The sequence below is a fragment of the Paenibacillus sp. FSL H8-0280 genome (assembly GCF_045040665.1).
Lineage (GTDB): Bacteria > Bacillota > Bacilli > Paenibacillales > Paenibacillaceae > Paenibacillus > Paenibacillus xylanexedens_A.
Genome location: NZ_CP150296.1, coordinates 452,357 through 467,502, shown reverse-complemented (window position 1 = coordinate 467,502; position 15,146 = coordinate 452,357). Strand labels below are relative to the sequence as shown.

The window sequence follows — 15,146 nt, the reverse complement described above, 5'->3', positions numbered from 1 at the left end:
TCCATCACTCATTCATTGAAAAGAACAATCAAAACTATTGTTGCAATGGATCTTTGACTACGATTTTGCCGGATACGATATCATCCTTAATTGCTTTAACTTTGTCGATCACTTCTTGTCCAACAAAAGCATTCAATGGAGATTCGCTGTCACGTGTAACGTAAGTCAGGCCTACACCGTCTTCTTTCAAACCGTAGTTAACAGCGCCTGCTTTGAAGTTGCCTTCTACAAAATCTTTCACAGTCTCATAAGCAACCGTATCGGTTGACTTCAATTGAGACAATACGATATGTTCCGGGTCTTCAACAGTACGGTCCGTATCCTGACCGGAAGTGTAGAAGCCTTTTTCTTTGGCTGCTTCGAACACGCCGAGATCACCTACAGCGGATGCGCCAGCGATGAAGTCAGCGCCTTTTCCGAATTGTACCAACGCCAATTCTTTTGCTTTGGCCGGGTCATTAAATCCACCTACATAGTTCACGAGGAATTCTGCGTCCGGATTCACGGATTCCAATCCTGCTTTGAAACCTTCCGTATATTTCTTGATCAAGGGTACATCCATTGCTGCAATCATGCCGACTTTATCTGTTTTGGTGGACAATCCAGCAGCTGCACCGAGCAGGTACGCCCCTTCATATTCACGGAAACCAACACTACGAACGTTAGGAAGATCAACGGTTGTATCTACAATTGCAAAGGACTTGTCCGGATTCTCTGCAGCGACTTTCTTCAATGCATCTTCCGCCTGGAAAGTTGCTGTAATAATCAGATCATAATTCTCGGCAACCGCAGCACGCAGATTTTGTTCAAATGCTGCCGGGTCTGTCGATTCAATCGTCTTGGTATCTACTTTGAATTCTTCGCCTGCTTTTTTGAAGCCTTCATCCATCTGTACAAAGAAAGGGTTAACCCCTATTTTTTCGGGAAGTACGAGGGCCATCCGAAGAGATTTCTCCGAATCACTGCCTTGGGCGGATTGTTCGTCTTTGGAAGCCGAATTCCCACAAGCTGCCAACAAAATAGCCAACATGATGATCGATAAGACGAACGATAAACCTCTTTTCATTTTGAAAATACCCCTTTTCAACATTCTTTTTTCTTATCCTAGCGGATACTGTCGATCCTTGTCAATAAATCTTTGAGCGTATACACTCAAATAGAATATAATTGACAATTCGCTTTCTACCAAGCTTTGGAAACCGTTCTGTATCAAGCTTTTTTTCGTTGACATCCAACGCGTCTCCGTGCTAAAGTCAATCCAATTATTCTATTCTGATAGGAATTGTCAGAATTATAACCCAAAGCTGATCATTTTCCAACCCATTTTAAGGAGGCTATTCATTTGAAAAAAATCACCCAGATCACGTTGGCGGCCCTACTCGCCGCTCCGGTAACACTCGGCAGTCTTAGCTTGCCCGCTTCCGCTTCTGCAGCATCTGCAACTCCGGCTAAACCCACCACCTCACAAAGTGTCAAAGGACCGGTAGCTCAGGCGCCAGTTGCTTACACGGAAAGCGCAGCGGATTTTGCTCAATTCTTGCAAGCGAAATACAACATTCAATTGCCGCAACAGATTACCAAAGGTGATTTCATTCAAGCCATTGCAGCCATCACGGAAGCAACTCAAGCAAGTGACAGTGAAGCCAAAGCTCCTGCCTTTACTGATCTGGCCTCTGGTGATTCTTCTTATGATGCTGCCGTATCCTTATACAATAATGGGGTTCTTACGGGTACAGAAGTACGTGCCAAGGATCAACTGAGCACTTATGCCGCCGTCTTCATCGCGGTGAAAGCAGCCGGATTCAAGGAACTGGCTTATACATATCCCACAGAGAAAACGGCCAAAGCGCTTGCCAAAGTTGGCATTAACCCAAACCGTGTTCAGGGACAAGCCGCACAGGAGCTGGCTGCTGCGATCGATACAGGCCTGATTCCTGAAAGCCTATACCCCGCTCTCCTTAAGGGTGGCGTAGCAAGTAAAGATTTCGCTAATACTTTGCTTGGACGTGTACTGGTCAGTCAAGGGAAATACAAACATGAGATTGGGCGTTCCGGCGATGCGGACATCTATTCCAAATTGTATGCTGCATATCGCACAGCGGATCTGATTGAATCACCTGAGCTGAGAAAGATTGTGGATCAGGCCCTGCGAGATGATCTCGTAACAGGTTACAACCTGAAGGATAGCCGCTTTGATTCCAACTTTATCGATGAACTGACACTTACCTACGGCCACGATAATATTCAACATGCTGTACAGTTGGTTGGTTTGCTGCGTAGTGAAGGCATTGACGCCGATGTACAATTCCAGCCGAAGACATCTGCCTTCATTTATTTGAAGGAATGGGGCGAGCCAAAGGAAACACCAGACTATAAAGTGACACAGATTGAGAACGGCAACTATATTGCTTCTGCGAAGGAATATGATATTCAGTTCGAGTTCAACAATGTGGCAGACAAAGTTCGCTTCAACGACATTGTTCTGAAATATGCCAAGAAGAACAGTGACAGTACATCGCCATTGATTCTCAGTTCCTGGTGGCAACCGCTGTATTATTCACCAACCGCATTGGCGAACTACCCTGTCATCTCCAATAATAAGATCGCGCTTGGCAATTACTATGCTCAGTCCTTCTCTCTGAAAGAGAATGCCAAATCCATTCGGGAAGGTTTCCTGAAACTGGCACCTGATGCGGACATTACGACGTATGACTTCTGGGTGGACCAGCCTTTCTTCAACTATCTGAACGGTGGATCTGAATAAAATAAATTCCGTCTCCAACCGAATTAAAGCTCATATTTTGGCATTGTAAACATCCGTCTTTACCGAATTTTACAGGGGTTTCGACCCCTAGATTCGTAAAGGCGGTTTTTTGTTCAGCATTTTGCAAATTTCTTCTACAAAATCATTTTTCTCATGCAGGAATTACCAATATAAGGTCGAATCCTTTATGTACACAAACACGCAATCATATTGCATATCTCCGCACGAACAGGAGTTACTCCATGGTATATGACGGTATTCTACTAGGCTTGATCGTTGGATTTTTTCGGGGCGGGTTGCGGCATGGGCTCAACCAGTTTGCAGCACTCAAGCTGCGAAGTGGCTGGATTTTCCCGGTATTGTTGCTAATCCAGTTCTTTATTTTCTATCTCCAGGAACGATTTGAATGGGTGGCATCCATTAATGGTTATCTCTTTGCTGCCGTCTACATTACAGGGCTCGCTTTCCTGTGGCTCAACAGACACCACACCGGTTTCATGCTCATCTGGATTGGGGTATTTCTCAATTTTGCCGTTATGGCTGTAAATGGTGGGCGAATGCCAGTTTCTGTAGAAGCTTCTGCTGTACTGGGACCCTATTATGTAGACATGCTCAGGGAAGGCGGCGCTGTATCAAAGCATTTTATGATGGATGCATCTACACGTTTGCCTTTTCTCGGTGATATCATCCCACTCTCCAGCCCTTATCCACGGACTCAAGTCATCAGCATCGGTGATGTGGTCATGAACGTTGGCATATTCCTTTTTATCCAGTACATGATGGTGAATCGGGACAAAAAGGCTGTGCAACCTGCTAAAACTCATCAGGCTTGAAGAAACAGGTAGACTCCAAGGAAGGGAGGTCTTCTCCATGAAAAAATTTGAAGGTGTGAAATATTCCCGCATTGTCATCAACGCAATCATCGTGGCTTCTGTCGTTGTAGCATTAACTTCGGGATACAAGCTGGGCGGCTAGTATCCATACCGCCAAACAAGACAAACAGGCTGCCAGCGGCCTGTTTTTTCTTTCTGGATTTTTGGCAGGCAACTTGGTATGTTATACATCTATATAGTATATCCATATACAAGAACACCAATTATATATTGAACTGAACATTTACACGAAAACGGAGAGGACAGAAATAACCTGAAGAAGCGAAGTGTTCGCCTAAAAGCTTTCTAAAAGAAAGCTACATCGGAAGCATATGCTATCCCGGGATTTTCCCTTTTGGAAAAGAGATCAAAAAATCTGGGGATAACAGCGATCGGAAGGTTGTTCTGTCATCGAAGTGTAAGTGTTAATACCCATCAGCTCAATTTATATACACATCAAGAGTAGACTAAACCCAAGCAGGAGATTTTTTATGAACTTTATTCGTAACCTTATCCATAAGGCAGATCGAAGCAGTCTGTATGTTATTTTGCTTAGTTGTACCGGGATCGGTGTTTTTCTGTACATGAATAAGTGGTCTTACCTTCATCTAACCACGGCGGATTGGGTTATGGTCTACACCATGCTGGGTGCGGCGTTAATTCTGGATTATTTCACGTTCCAGATTCCACCCAAAGGCAATCAGCAATCCATGGATTCATCGGTATACCTTGCCTGTATATTCATGTTTGGCGGAGCTTTCAGTTTGTCTGTACTGCTTCCTGTCTCCATCATCCTGTTAATCAAAGAGCGCAAGCTCACTTGGTGGAAACACATTGTCAATTTCAGCATCTACAGTCTCATGATTACAGGAGCAGCTGCCGTGTTTGAGTGGACTGGCGGGCAATCGGGAACTCTGGACGGCTATAACCTGATACCTTATTTTGCAGCACTCGCAGCCTACTTCATCATCAACACGATCACACTTGGCTTATTCTTTCATTTCTCAACAAAGGATGCATTACAGCAGATGAAGCGGGCATTCGTTACCGAATCCCTGCTGGTTTATTTATGTACGCTGATTCTGGCGCTTGTCCTGACGATTCTGGTTGTGCACAATGGCGTGCTCGGTCTGTTGTTGTATCTGAGTCTCAGTATCCTGCTCTCCCATGCATTCAAGCAGTTGTTTGTCATGTATCAGAGCATTGAGGAGAAAGCTAATACGGATCAACGCACAGGTCTGTTCAACCATAGTTATTTTGAAAGTATGTTGGAAAATGAACTCACTACCGCTCGTACGCAAGGAACACCGCTCTGTCTGGGGCTTATTGATATTGATGATTTCAAAAAGTATAACGATCGTTTTGGCCACCTTCAAGGCGACAGTCTGCTGGCCCTGCTGGGGGATTTTCTGATGCGAAAGACGGAAGGCACACCTGTTACCGCCTTTCGTTATGGAGGGGAAGAGTTTACTTTGCTCATGCCAGGCATGGAGTTGGACGAATCCTACAGGTTCATGAACAAGCTGCGTAAACAACTGAACGACACGCCATTTGAAGGCGTTGAAGTGTTTCCACACGGTTGTCTCTCCTTCTCTGCTGGCGTTGCGCCCTATCAGGTGGATATGTATAACAAATCCCAGCTTGTGGATCAGGCGGATAAAGCACTGTATTATGCGAAGAAACAGGGCAAGAACAACGTGCACCGCCACGGCAGCAATGATGGCATGGAACACGAGATTGATCTGGTACAGGACGTTCGTGACATCGAGCAGCAGCTCAATCTGTTCAGATACAAGGATATGGATACGTTTAAACATTCCAAACGGGTCTACAAATATGCACTGGATATCAGTGAATTGCTCGCACTGGACAATGCCGAGAAACGTCGTTTCGTGCTGGGAGCACTGATTCATGACATCGGCAAACTGGAGATTCCTTGGTCCATTCTGAACAAAAAGGACAAGCTCACCGCAGAAGAATGGGAAACGATCAAAGGACATGTCACTTGGGGCAAAAAAATGGTGATCACGAACGATCGCTTCGCCGATCTGATTCCGTATATTGAACTTCACCACGAGCGCTATGATGGCAAAGGCTATCCTTACGGCCTGAAGGGTAACGAGATTCCCCGGCTCTGCCGGATGCTGACCGTGATTGACTCCTTTGATGCCATGACGACAGAGCGGCCGTATCAGGAAACCAAGAACGTGGAAGAAGCGATTCGAGAGCTACGCGCATGTTCGGGTTCACAGTTCGATCCGGAGCTTGCCGAGTTGTTCATTCAATATATTGAGAAAAGAACCGCTCAGCAACAGTTGCAGTAAAATAAACAGAGCTTCTTCTATAAGCCCTGAAAAAGTAAAAGCGCTATCCCCGGTCTGATCGGAGATAGCGCCATTTTCATTTTCATGGAATGAATCGTACACCAGACAACTTCATTCTCGTGCAGATTCTACATTAAGATTTGGTATTCAGCTCATGTGAGGTCTGATGCAGCTCTTTAATCATCTGCTGCAAAAACATGTTGTCTTGGCGACTGATACCGTGCTGATTGTCTTGAACAAGCATCTGATGAATGTTCTTTTTGAGCAATTCACTGCGACGTTCCAATACTTCTTGACTCATGTTGTTGCGTCACTCCTTAACATGTTTTGTAATGAATTCACGTTCTATATTAAGTATAGAGGACCTTCTCCGATAGGGAAAACGGACTCAGCCTTCCTCAGCTGGACACACCAACCCTCACCTAGCGTGACAACATTTCACCCCTTGTCGTTCTTAGATATCCTTCTAAATACTCCCTGATCCTCCCCAGCTTTCTCCAAAGACACAGACTAGGGTCTTGGACAAGCTTGCGTTATAATGATCCCATCCCTGTATAAATCCTGTATAAATAAAGTACCTAATTAAGCTAATCCTAGATCAAAGGAGTTCTGCATTCATGTCCTATAAACAAATTAAATGGATGATTCTGCTGATCCCCACATTCACAGTTGGCATCTGGGAATACATTCGCCATCAGTTTCTGATGCCGTACCTTTCGATGGATGCTGGAAACTGGTTAACACCCGTCATCGTTTACCTCGTCAGCGTGACACTGCTCAGCCGATTGTTCCACATGCTTGAAGGTGCCAGGGCTGCTCTGGAGCAGGAACGTGCAGCGAAAGCAGCGCTGGAAGCTCGTGACCAATTGGCAAGAGAACTTCACGACGGCATATCTCAGTCTCTTTTCCTGCTGTCAGTGAAGACCGATAAAGCCGGCCGTAGTCTGGCAGGGAGCGGACATGAGCATGAGATCCAGGAGATTCAAAAAACTGTGCATGAAGTCAATACATATGTAAGGCAAGCTATTGCCCAGTTGCGTTATGTTCCCTCCTCTACCGTGGCGCCCGAGATTATTTCACTGCATGCGCAGGTCGAAGTGCTCGTCAAGGAAACGGTACCTGGTGCACAGATTCATTGGGACCTCAGGGGTGTAACTTTCTCTGCCAAGGAACAAGTGGAACTGCTCGCCTGTATCCGGGAGGGTTTACTGAATGTACGCAAACATGCGCAGGCTACCCGCGTTCAGGTTCACGCAGAAGGTAACCCAATTGCCTGGTTCATTTATATTCAGGATAATGGGAATGGACTAAGTGGAGATCCTCTTCATCTGAAGGATCGGTACGGACTGCGAATTACGAAGGAGCGTGCTGCCGAGATGGGTTGGTCTTTTACCCTCGATTCAAGACCGGGGCATACCCGAATGACGATAGGAAAGGAGCATACTTAATATGGAACATGTACGTGTTTTGGTTGTTGATGATCATGCGCATGCGCGTGAAGCGATCTGTAGCATTTTATCCGAGGACAGCCTGTTTGAAGTAATTGGTACAGCTTCGAATGGACAGGAAGCGCTGGAGCTCACCGGACAGTGGATGCCTGACCTGATCCTGATGGACGTGCAGATGCCGGGCATGGATGGGCTGGAAGCTACCCGTCAGATCAAGCTGCGATTCCCTTATGTTATTGTTGTTATGGTCACGGTCTCGGATGATGTGACCTTTCTGTTCGAAGCATTGAAACAAGGCGCTCAAGGTTATTTGCTCAAAAATCTAACGCCTTCCACCTGGCTGGAGTACCTGCGCGCCATCGTCAGTGACGATGCACCACTCAGTAAGGAACTGGCCTACCGGATTTTGCAGGAGTTTCCCGCACCACGCAGTGAAGATGTGCAAGATAACCCGCTAACAGCGCGGGAGCTTGAGATTCTGCAATGGGTATCCGCGGGATATACCAATCGGGAGATCGCTTATCAGCTCGGTATTTCAGACCAGACGGTGAAGAATCATCTGAAGAACATTTTGCAGAAGCTGCAGCTTGAAAACCGGGTACAACTCACCCGCTACGCGCTAGAGAGCGGGCTTGCAGGACGTAAACTTCGCAAATAAACATTGTTGCTTCGGATTCACAGGTGCGTCAGACATAGGTGAGAAATGACATAGCATTCATGCTTTTGTCACAATTATGTAGACCAAATCGTTTTTTTATAGCCCAATGTAGTCATACGCAGTCATTTTGGACAAAGTTATAATGGGTTAGATTGTGTTTAAAGGCCACGAATGACTACAAATCTATAACCTGAGGGTGATGATTTTTTGATTTTTACACGCTTTACCCTGAAATGGGGCAAACGGCACTGGGCATTGGTCACCAGCCTGTTGCTTGTGTGCTGCCTTGTTATGCCACAGTGGGCATCTGCCCATGCTTATATTGTTAAGGCTTCGCCAGGAGAAAATGAGATCCTCGTAGCTGCTCCGGAGCGGTTGACAATGGAGTTCAACGAATCCTTGCAGACGGCCTTTTATGATATCAAAATTACCGGACCTGACGGCAATCAGGCAGACGATGGAAATGTACAGATCGATGTGGATCGCCCTCATATTCTGGAGACTGGCCTGCAGACTGGACTCGGGAACGGGACTTATGCCGTTAATTGGAAAGCTGTATCTGCCGATGGACACCCGATTCAAGGAGCATATGTTTTCCATATCGGTGAACCATCCGGTTCTCCTGCCGGACTGAGTGATCTTACATCCGGTTCCGGTTCAACAGGTGGGCCGCTGAAATGGATTGTATCCCTGACAGACTGGATTCAGTATCTCGGATTGTCTGTCATTCTGGGGACACTTGCATTCTTGCTGCTGCGAATCGCACCGACATCCATGACAAGAGAACCTATGGACGTTCCGGGTAGCTACAGATTGTTATGGATCAGCTACGCTGCTGCTTCCTTTGCCGCTCTGGTCAGCCTGCCACTGAATACGTTATATGAATCTGGTGTGGCTCTGAACGAACTAAGCTGGGGACTGATCGGAAGTGCGCTCAAGCTGACATCCTTTGGTCAGATCTGGATGTTACAGATACTCATTGTAATGCTGCTGGCCGTCACGATTCTCTCCGGATATGATCGCGATCGATCCATCCGTGCTCGCATCTGGTCTTCTTACGGGTCACTCGTGCTTGTGCTTGGATGGCTGTTCACGCATGCCATGACGGGACATCCGGCTGCGGCGGATCAACGTGCGCTCGCGATTGCCATGGATTTCATACATCTGATCGGTGCCGCTTTCTGGATTGGCGCACTAACCGCCATGGCGGTATGTCTGCCTCCACTGGCGGATAAGCTGCCATCGAAGGTGCGAGGAGAAGTCTACTGGGTTGCTATTCGCAGGTTTACCGCCTGGGGAATTGGCGCCGTAGCCGCTCTGGTTGCTACAGGAATATACAGCAGTCTGATTATTCTACCAGCACCTCTGCTGACTTCCTTGTTCACTACAGCCTATGGCCTTGTCCTGATCGGCAAGATCGTCCTGCTTATTGTGATGCTTGTCTTCGCGTGGCGTCATGCCAGATTGGCAAAAGCAGCAACGGGAAGCAGATTATCCGGCAGCCTGAAAGCCGAACTTGCTACCGGTGCTGTCATTCTCGCTCTGGCTGCCGTACTGACCCACCTGTCCCCAGGACAACCCGCTGCGGTCGGACCGTATCAGGAGACAAAGACTACAGAAGACGGCTCGGCGATCACACTTCAGGTGAGTCCCAATGTAACGGGAGAGAACCAATTCGAAGTTGATGTGAAACGAGCAGATGGAAGTATCGTTAACGATCTGGAACAGATCACACTGTCACTCACACATCTGGACATGGATATGGGGATCTATGAGATTACCATTCCGAAAAACGACACCGGTGTGTACAAGGCTGAAGATTACATCTCCATGCCTGGACGTTGGAATATCAAGGTACATCTTCTGACCAAAACGTTGGATGCACTGGATGCCGAATTTGAGATCGACACCGCCAAGCCATAGTTACACAACGTTTATATTGAAAAGTGACCCAATCTAAAATTAGTGTTTCTACAAACTGCAAATGTAGTGAAGGGAATGAAATTGATTCTGGAGAAGCGAAGCTAAAAGCTTTCTGAGTCTACACGAGAACGGAGAGGACAGAAATAGCGTGAAGAAGCGAAGCGTTCGCCTTTATCCCCGGATTTTACCCTTTAAGAAAAGGGAATCATAAAATCTGGGGATAACAGCGATCGGAGGGTTATTCTGTCATCGAAGTAGCAAGTGTAACCTGCTTTTAATCACTCGAAAGAACCATTCGTAACCGAACGGTGCCTTTGCAGAACGTAGACACTCATTTAAGAAAATGGGCCGCATCATATATGATAAGATCTGAGAGGGGTTATTTATTTTGAAGAAAACATCATGGATTTCCAAACTAACATCCACTATCGCAACAGGTACCGCAGCATTCATGTTATTCGCCGGATTCGCGAGTGCTCACGTTACCGTTAGCCCATCCGTTGCACAGACAAGTGCATGGCAGACGTACACGATTAAGATTCCATCCGAGAAAGAACTGCCTACAACCAAAATCACCATGAAAGTTCCGGAAGGTGTTGCATTCAAGCAATACCAACCACTGGCAGGCTGGAAAATCACTACAGAGAAGAACGATTCCAATGAAGTCACATCGATCACATGGGAAGTTGATGGCGATAACGAAGGCATTCTGGCAGGACAATTCCAGCAGTTCAACTTCGTTGCACAGAACCCTACGGCTGAAGCTGAAGTAGCTTGGGATGCCTTCCAATATTACAGCGATGGCAGCATCGTAGAATGGACAGGCCAACCAAGTGACGCCAACCCGCACAGTATCACGACGATTAGCGAAGATCCGGCTGCTGCTGATAATGCTGCGGCAGGTGGAGGACATGATAGTGCAGGTACAGAAGGAGCCACTGGTGATAATGCAGCTACCGACGATAGCAAAGCAAATGATGACACCACGCTGGGCGATGCACTCAATGACACCGTTACAGGTGAGCCAAACAACACGGATACAGACCCGGGTACGCTGAAACTTCAACAAGCAACATTGATCGTATCCATTCTGGCCCTGATCCTGTCCTTCTTGGGGATTGCGTTGGCTACACGTCGCAAAAACCGTTAAGAACTAACTTACAGTTTTACGAAAACCTGAGAAAAATTCAGATAACAAAAAGCCTATGGCATACGGGATCAAACCCGATGTGCCATAGGCTTTTTAGCTATCATCATCTTGATTGGCTACCCATGTTCTTTACAATACGTGGTTAAAGCACTAATCATGCCGCTCCACATTCACACTGATATCCACGCTGATTACCATCCGCAATATGGCATCAGCCAAACCACTCTTTAGCTAGCGTTCCTGATCCGTCTGGATCATAATCTCAATATATTGCAACAAGCTTTTCTTCTGCATTTCGATGGATTGAATACGTTTGGACAGGCCCGCAAAAAACTCTTCAATCTGCTGCCGTGTATAATCAGCAGACTGCCCTTTCCAATCGTTCAGGCGACTGTATAACGCCCTCGCTTCCTGTTCATCGGCTTGCAGACGGGCAAGCAGCTGTGTCAGTTCTTTTTCCGCAATTCGAAGATCATTCAATTCCACCAGCAATTGTCCACCCACTTGCGTTCCCCTCCCCCATGTACGTGATAGCGACATTAACCAACCTGGTTCCTAATTAAAATGAACCGGACTCTCGTCCGCCCGCCGGAAGGCATCTGCTTTCTCATCAATAAAGTTCAGGAACTGGCTGGTATGTTTCATATGCCATGTGCTAAGTTCTTGAATCGACGCGTCCAGTTGGGTGACAATTGGCTCCAGCCTGCGACTACGGCTCGTATGCAGATACTGGGCCATGCGGGTTCGCACCTGATTCAGCTCCGCATTGCACTGTTGTGCATTTTGCTTCCACCGTGAAGCGACACTTTTCAGTTCTTCCGGCGTTACCTGAATCAGACCTGAAGCCGCAGCAGCCGAAGCCATACCTCCACCTCCGCCAGACTTGGAACGTAACGGACCGAAGTTCTTGCCGAACGGTCCCATGTGATCCATAAGGCGTGGTGAATAGCGGATTCTCTCTCCAGTAATCGGATCGTACAGGTCATTGGATATGTAACCATTTTTGAAATCATATTGATCCAGACTGTGATAGTTTTCCCCGCCAAATGAGTTCTTGGCCTTATCGATAATGCCCACTCCATCATTTGCATCCTCATAATTGGAATTAATGTAGAAGGTCGATCCTACATGCCGGTCATATCCTCCCAATGTTCCGCTGGCTACCAGATCACTGGGATTGGCATAGTTCACAACCTGCCCGTCAAATGCACCCGCTTCAGCCCGGCGCCGCATTTCTGGTGTCAAATTACCCATTACCGATGGTGCACTGAACGTCACGGCTGGAATTCCGGTATAAGCAGATGCATATTGTGCATTTCCCCCGCCCAAGGAATGTCCGGTCATCGAGAAATTCAGATCCTTATGCTTGTTCTGCATGTGATTTGCGTAGTCTTCGGATTGATACATCTGATTGGCCCAGCCTGTAGGGGAAACGGTTTTTTCAATATCCTTTACGCGATCACCCGTCCAGTTCTCCACGTCTCTTACCCTGTCACCAGCCCAATCCTCCACTTTGGATATGCCCGTGAAGTCCTTGACGCCTTCGACCCCTTTGTCGAGCCAATCCGGCGTAAGATTATTAACAAAATTCCCGGCTTCCTGCTGACCCTTACGAATCAATTCTCCGCCCCCAATGCGGCCATCCATGACAAAGTCAGGTACAGAGCGATCCAAGGACGCACTTCCTTCTGTTCCACGATAAGCAATGACAGCTTCCTTGGTCTCGGGATTATAAAATGTTACAGCATCAAAACCGGAAAATTTGTTGCTTTCCGTCCCCTCAAGGACCTCCCATCCGGGAAGTTCCGTTAATTTGTCTCCAGCCTTTTGATCCTGGTAGGCTAGATCAGACATCGTTTTATACGTTTCATCATCAATATTGGACCCGTTACTCAATAACTACACCTCCCTTTATTTGGCGTATGGATCGTGTCCCTTGGCCATCATCACTTTCTCAATCTCAGGGCTAATGACCAGGTTCTTGGTTACCTTCTTTTTGTAGTCGTACGAAATGCCAAAGCTCTGATCTTCATGATCTTTCACATGCCCTTTCAGCCCAATCTGGGACACTGCCATTTCCGGCAACAACTCTTTGCTTGTAATCACAACATCCAGTTCAAACTTCTGCTTGAAGTGCTGAATTACGGTTGCTTCAGCTTCTTGGTATAAAGCTTCCTTCTCACTTGCATTCATGTTCTGACAACCTCCCAGAAATATAGTAAACACTATCATTAGTGTGAATAAACCCTTCAACCATCCTGCACGTTTAATACGAATCCCCCCTCTTGGTAGAATCGAGGCATTCACTATATGTGAAGTACACCCTATTCATCTGTTACCTGCATCATAGTACAAAATCAACATGAGCCATATCGGCTAACAGGATCGTTTTCATGTAACTTTCTTCCTATATGATTCAAGTAGGACACTTTGGTGTACATTACCCACTTTCCTAATTCTTGTATCAAGAACATGATAATTTCCCCATCCACGACAAAAAGAGCCTGCTCCTCGAAAGAGCGGCCCTACTTTTACATGATTTACTGTTATGCCAATGCCATCTGCAGCGCAGTCAGCGCAATCCCGATAACAAATCCGGTAACAGCTCCGTTGATCCGAATCCATTGCAGATCCTGTCCAACCTTATCCTCAATCATCGAAACCAAAGTGGCATTGTCCATTTTGTCCACATTTTCGCGTACCAGTTTACCGATTTTGGAATGGTTTTTCTCCAGCAGTGTTGTGACGCCATTTACGATCTTGGCATTCATGCCTGTCATCAACTCGTCATCTGCCCGCAGATCAACCAATACTCGCTCAATGGCTGGCAGTGCATATGTATCTACATACTGTCCATCTTCCATCGCAGCGAGCGCCTTGTCTCTCAGTTCGATGAGTTTGTTCAGCACCGTTTCCTCTGCGTTCCAGCCCTCAAGCATATTGTTCTTCCAGCTGTTGATTCCATCTTGCATAGCCTCGCTCATCGCCAAACGCACCGTCTGGGTACGTACCATATCAAGCACCTTGTACCTTAGAGCGCTACCTTCACGTTTCATATCCTCTACCCGATCGAAGAGATATCCTTGTAAAATGCCACCCAGACGCTCCTCGTTCATATAACCCAAGAACGCATTCATCGCAAACTGCATCAATCCGTTCATCTGAATGCCGCTGATGGCTTTCATGCCGCTTTCACCTAAAAACATGATTGTCTCGGGCTTAACCAGCCACTCCTCGGCTTGCTTCAGTCCGTAGTCCAGCGCTTTGGCATCGTAGCCCCGCTCTGTCATCTGGTGGGCAGCCCGTTCCAGAATCGGACCCAGATCAAAGGCGCCCGCCTGTGACTTGATCTCACGTGCCACGAGCGGGGCAATCTGCTCTAACGGCAGACCCGCCAGAATTCGTTTGCAGAGTGTATCAATCATGATCTTGATCCCGTCACTGTGAAGCTCACGTGTCAACGTATCGAGCACCGTCTCTGCTGCTTTGAAATCTGCAATTTTCTCGGTAATGCTGTCTTTGTTGAGCAAGTTATTCTCTACCGCGGAGACCAGACCTTCCGTCATTTTATCCCGATTTTTTGGCAACAAAGCTGTATGCGGAATTGGAATACCCAGCGGGTGACGGAATAGTGCGGTAACTGCGAACCAGTCGGCAAGTCCACCCACGAGTCCCGCTTCAAATGATCCTACCAGCAACTTGCCCACAGGAACGCCCTGGAACGGCAAGGATGCAGCAAATCCCGCTCCCATTACTACGAGAGACCAGGCAGCTGCTTTTTTGGTTTGTTTAGGTTTAGCCATTGTATTCTTGCTCCTTTATCGTTAATCGTACGGCCCGGCCTGTACCCGATTCCGCACTTCGTCTGTTCTTATGTAAAACTCTCCAATTACAAAGTCTTGACTTCCATATTTCGTATACTTCATCTTATCACCCACAAGCGTCAAAACCAAACCTCTGGTTGAAGAAAAAGGATAATAGCGGTGTTTACTTCGTAAAATGGATCG

Annotated in this window: 13 protein-coding genes; 7 read left to right on the top strand and 6 right to left on the bottom strand. The window is 46.9% G+C overall.

Translation table 11 applies throughout. The annotated features are described in order from the left end of the window. Window positions 1-34: 34 nt before the first annotated feature. Window positions 35-1,066 carry a BMP family protein gene (locus tag MHI12_RS02215; RefSeq protein WP_017691014.1) on the bottom strand — a complete coding sequence of 344 codons (1,032 nt, stop codon included), beginning with the start codon at window positions 1,064-1,066 and terminating at the stop codon, window positions 35-37. Between the two features lie 276 nt (window positions 1,067-1,342). Between MHI12_RS02215 and MHI12_RS02210 the strand changes: the two genes are divergently transcribed. From MHI12_RS02210 to MHI12_RS02200, 3 genes are all read left to right on the top strand, one after another. Beyond that, window positions 1,343-2,764: a hypothetical protein gene (locus MHI12_RS02210; RefSeq protein ID WP_405171386.1), complete on the top strand. Its 1,422-nt coding sequence runs from the start codon at window positions 1,343-1,345 to the stop codon at window positions 2,762-2,764. A 242-nt stretch (window positions 2,765-3,006) separates the two neighbouring features. Continuing rightward, the gene (locus MHI12_RS02205) at window positions 3,007-3,597 is read left to right on the top strand and encodes a DUF5317 domain-containing protein (protein WP_338590296.1); all 591 of its coding nucleotides are present in this window, start codon (window positions 3,007-3,009) and stop codon (window positions 3,595-3,597) included. Window positions 3,598-4,127: 530 nt separating this feature from the next. Beyond that, window positions 4,128-5,960 carry a diguanylate cyclase gene (locus MHI12_RS02200; RefSeq protein ID WP_405171385.1) on the top strand — a complete coding sequence of 611 codons (1,833 nt, stop codon included), beginning with the start codon at window positions 4,128-4,130 and terminating at the stop codon, window positions 5,958-5,960. A gap of 133 nt (window positions 5,961-6,093) precedes the next feature. Here the strand turns inward: MHI12_RS02200 and MHI12_RS02195 are convergent, their stop codons facing one another. Continuing rightward, window positions 6,094-6,261 carry a hypothetical protein gene (locus tag MHI12_RS02195; RefSeq protein WP_017691019.1) on the bottom strand — a complete coding sequence of 56 codons (168 nt, stop codon included), beginning with the start codon at window positions 6,259-6,261 and terminating at the stop codon, window positions 6,094-6,096. 316 nt (window positions 6,262-6,577) lie between these two features. Here MHI12_RS02195 and MHI12_RS02190 point away from each other — a divergent pair, with 316 nt between their 5' ends. From MHI12_RS02190 to MHI12_RS02175, 4 genes are all read left to right on the top strand, one after another. Continuing rightward, on the top strand, window positions 6,578-7,408 hold the full coding sequence (locus tag MHI12_RS02190) for a sensor histidine kinase (RefSeq protein WP_405171384.1): 831 nt from the start codon (window positions 6,578-6,580) through the stop codon (window positions 7,406-7,408). A 1-nt stretch (window position 7,409) separates the two neighbouring features. Then, window positions 7,410-8,066 (top strand): response regulator, encoded by a 657-nt coding sequence (locus tag MHI12_RS02185; RefSeq protein ID WP_405171383.1) that lies wholly within the window; start codon window positions 7,410-7,412, stop codon window positions 8,064-8,066. Between the two features lie 207 nt (window positions 8,067-8,273). Beyond that, window positions 8,274-9,989, top strand: coding sequence for a copper resistance CopC/CopD family protein (locus MHI12_RS02180; protein WP_405171382.1), 1,716 nt, complete (start codon window positions 8,274-8,276; stop codon window positions 9,987-9,989). Window positions 9,990-10,377: 388 nt separating this feature from the next. Next, on the top strand, window positions 10,378-11,139 hold the full coding sequence (locus MHI12_RS02175; protein WP_405171381.1) for a YcnI family protein: 762 nt from the start codon (window positions 10,378-10,380) through the stop codon (window positions 11,137-11,139). 231 nt (window positions 11,140-11,370) lie between these two features. On the opposite strand, the gene MHI12_RS02170 is transcribed toward MHI12_RS02175, so the two are convergent. From MHI12_RS02170 to MHI12_RS02155, 4 genes are all read right to left on the bottom strand, one after another. After that, window positions 11,371-11,643, bottom strand: a complete 273-nt coding sequence (locus tag MHI12_RS02170; protein ID WP_091018402.1) for a hypothetical protein — start codon at window positions 11,641-11,643, stop codon at window positions 11,371-11,373. Between the two features lie 51 nt (window positions 11,644-11,694). Next, window positions 11,695-13,035, bottom strand: a complete 1,341-nt coding sequence (locus tag MHI12_RS02165) for a hypothetical protein (RefSeq protein ID WP_405171380.1) — start codon at window positions 13,033-13,035, stop codon at window positions 11,695-11,697. Window positions 13,036-13,050: 15 nt separating this feature from the next. Then, window positions 13,051-13,332: a hypothetical protein gene (locus tag MHI12_RS02160; RefSeq protein ID WP_091038121.1), complete on the bottom strand. Its 282-nt coding sequence runs from the start codon at window positions 13,330-13,332 to the stop codon at window positions 13,051-13,053. Between the two features lie 353 nt (window positions 13,333-13,685). Then, window positions 13,686-14,942 carry a DUF445 domain-containing protein gene (locus MHI12_RS02155; protein ID WP_341005880.1) on the bottom strand — a complete coding sequence of 419 codons (1,257 nt, stop codon included), beginning with the start codon at window positions 14,940-14,942 and terminating at the stop codon, window positions 13,686-13,688. Between the last annotated feature and the right edge of the window lie 204 nt (window positions 14,943-15,146).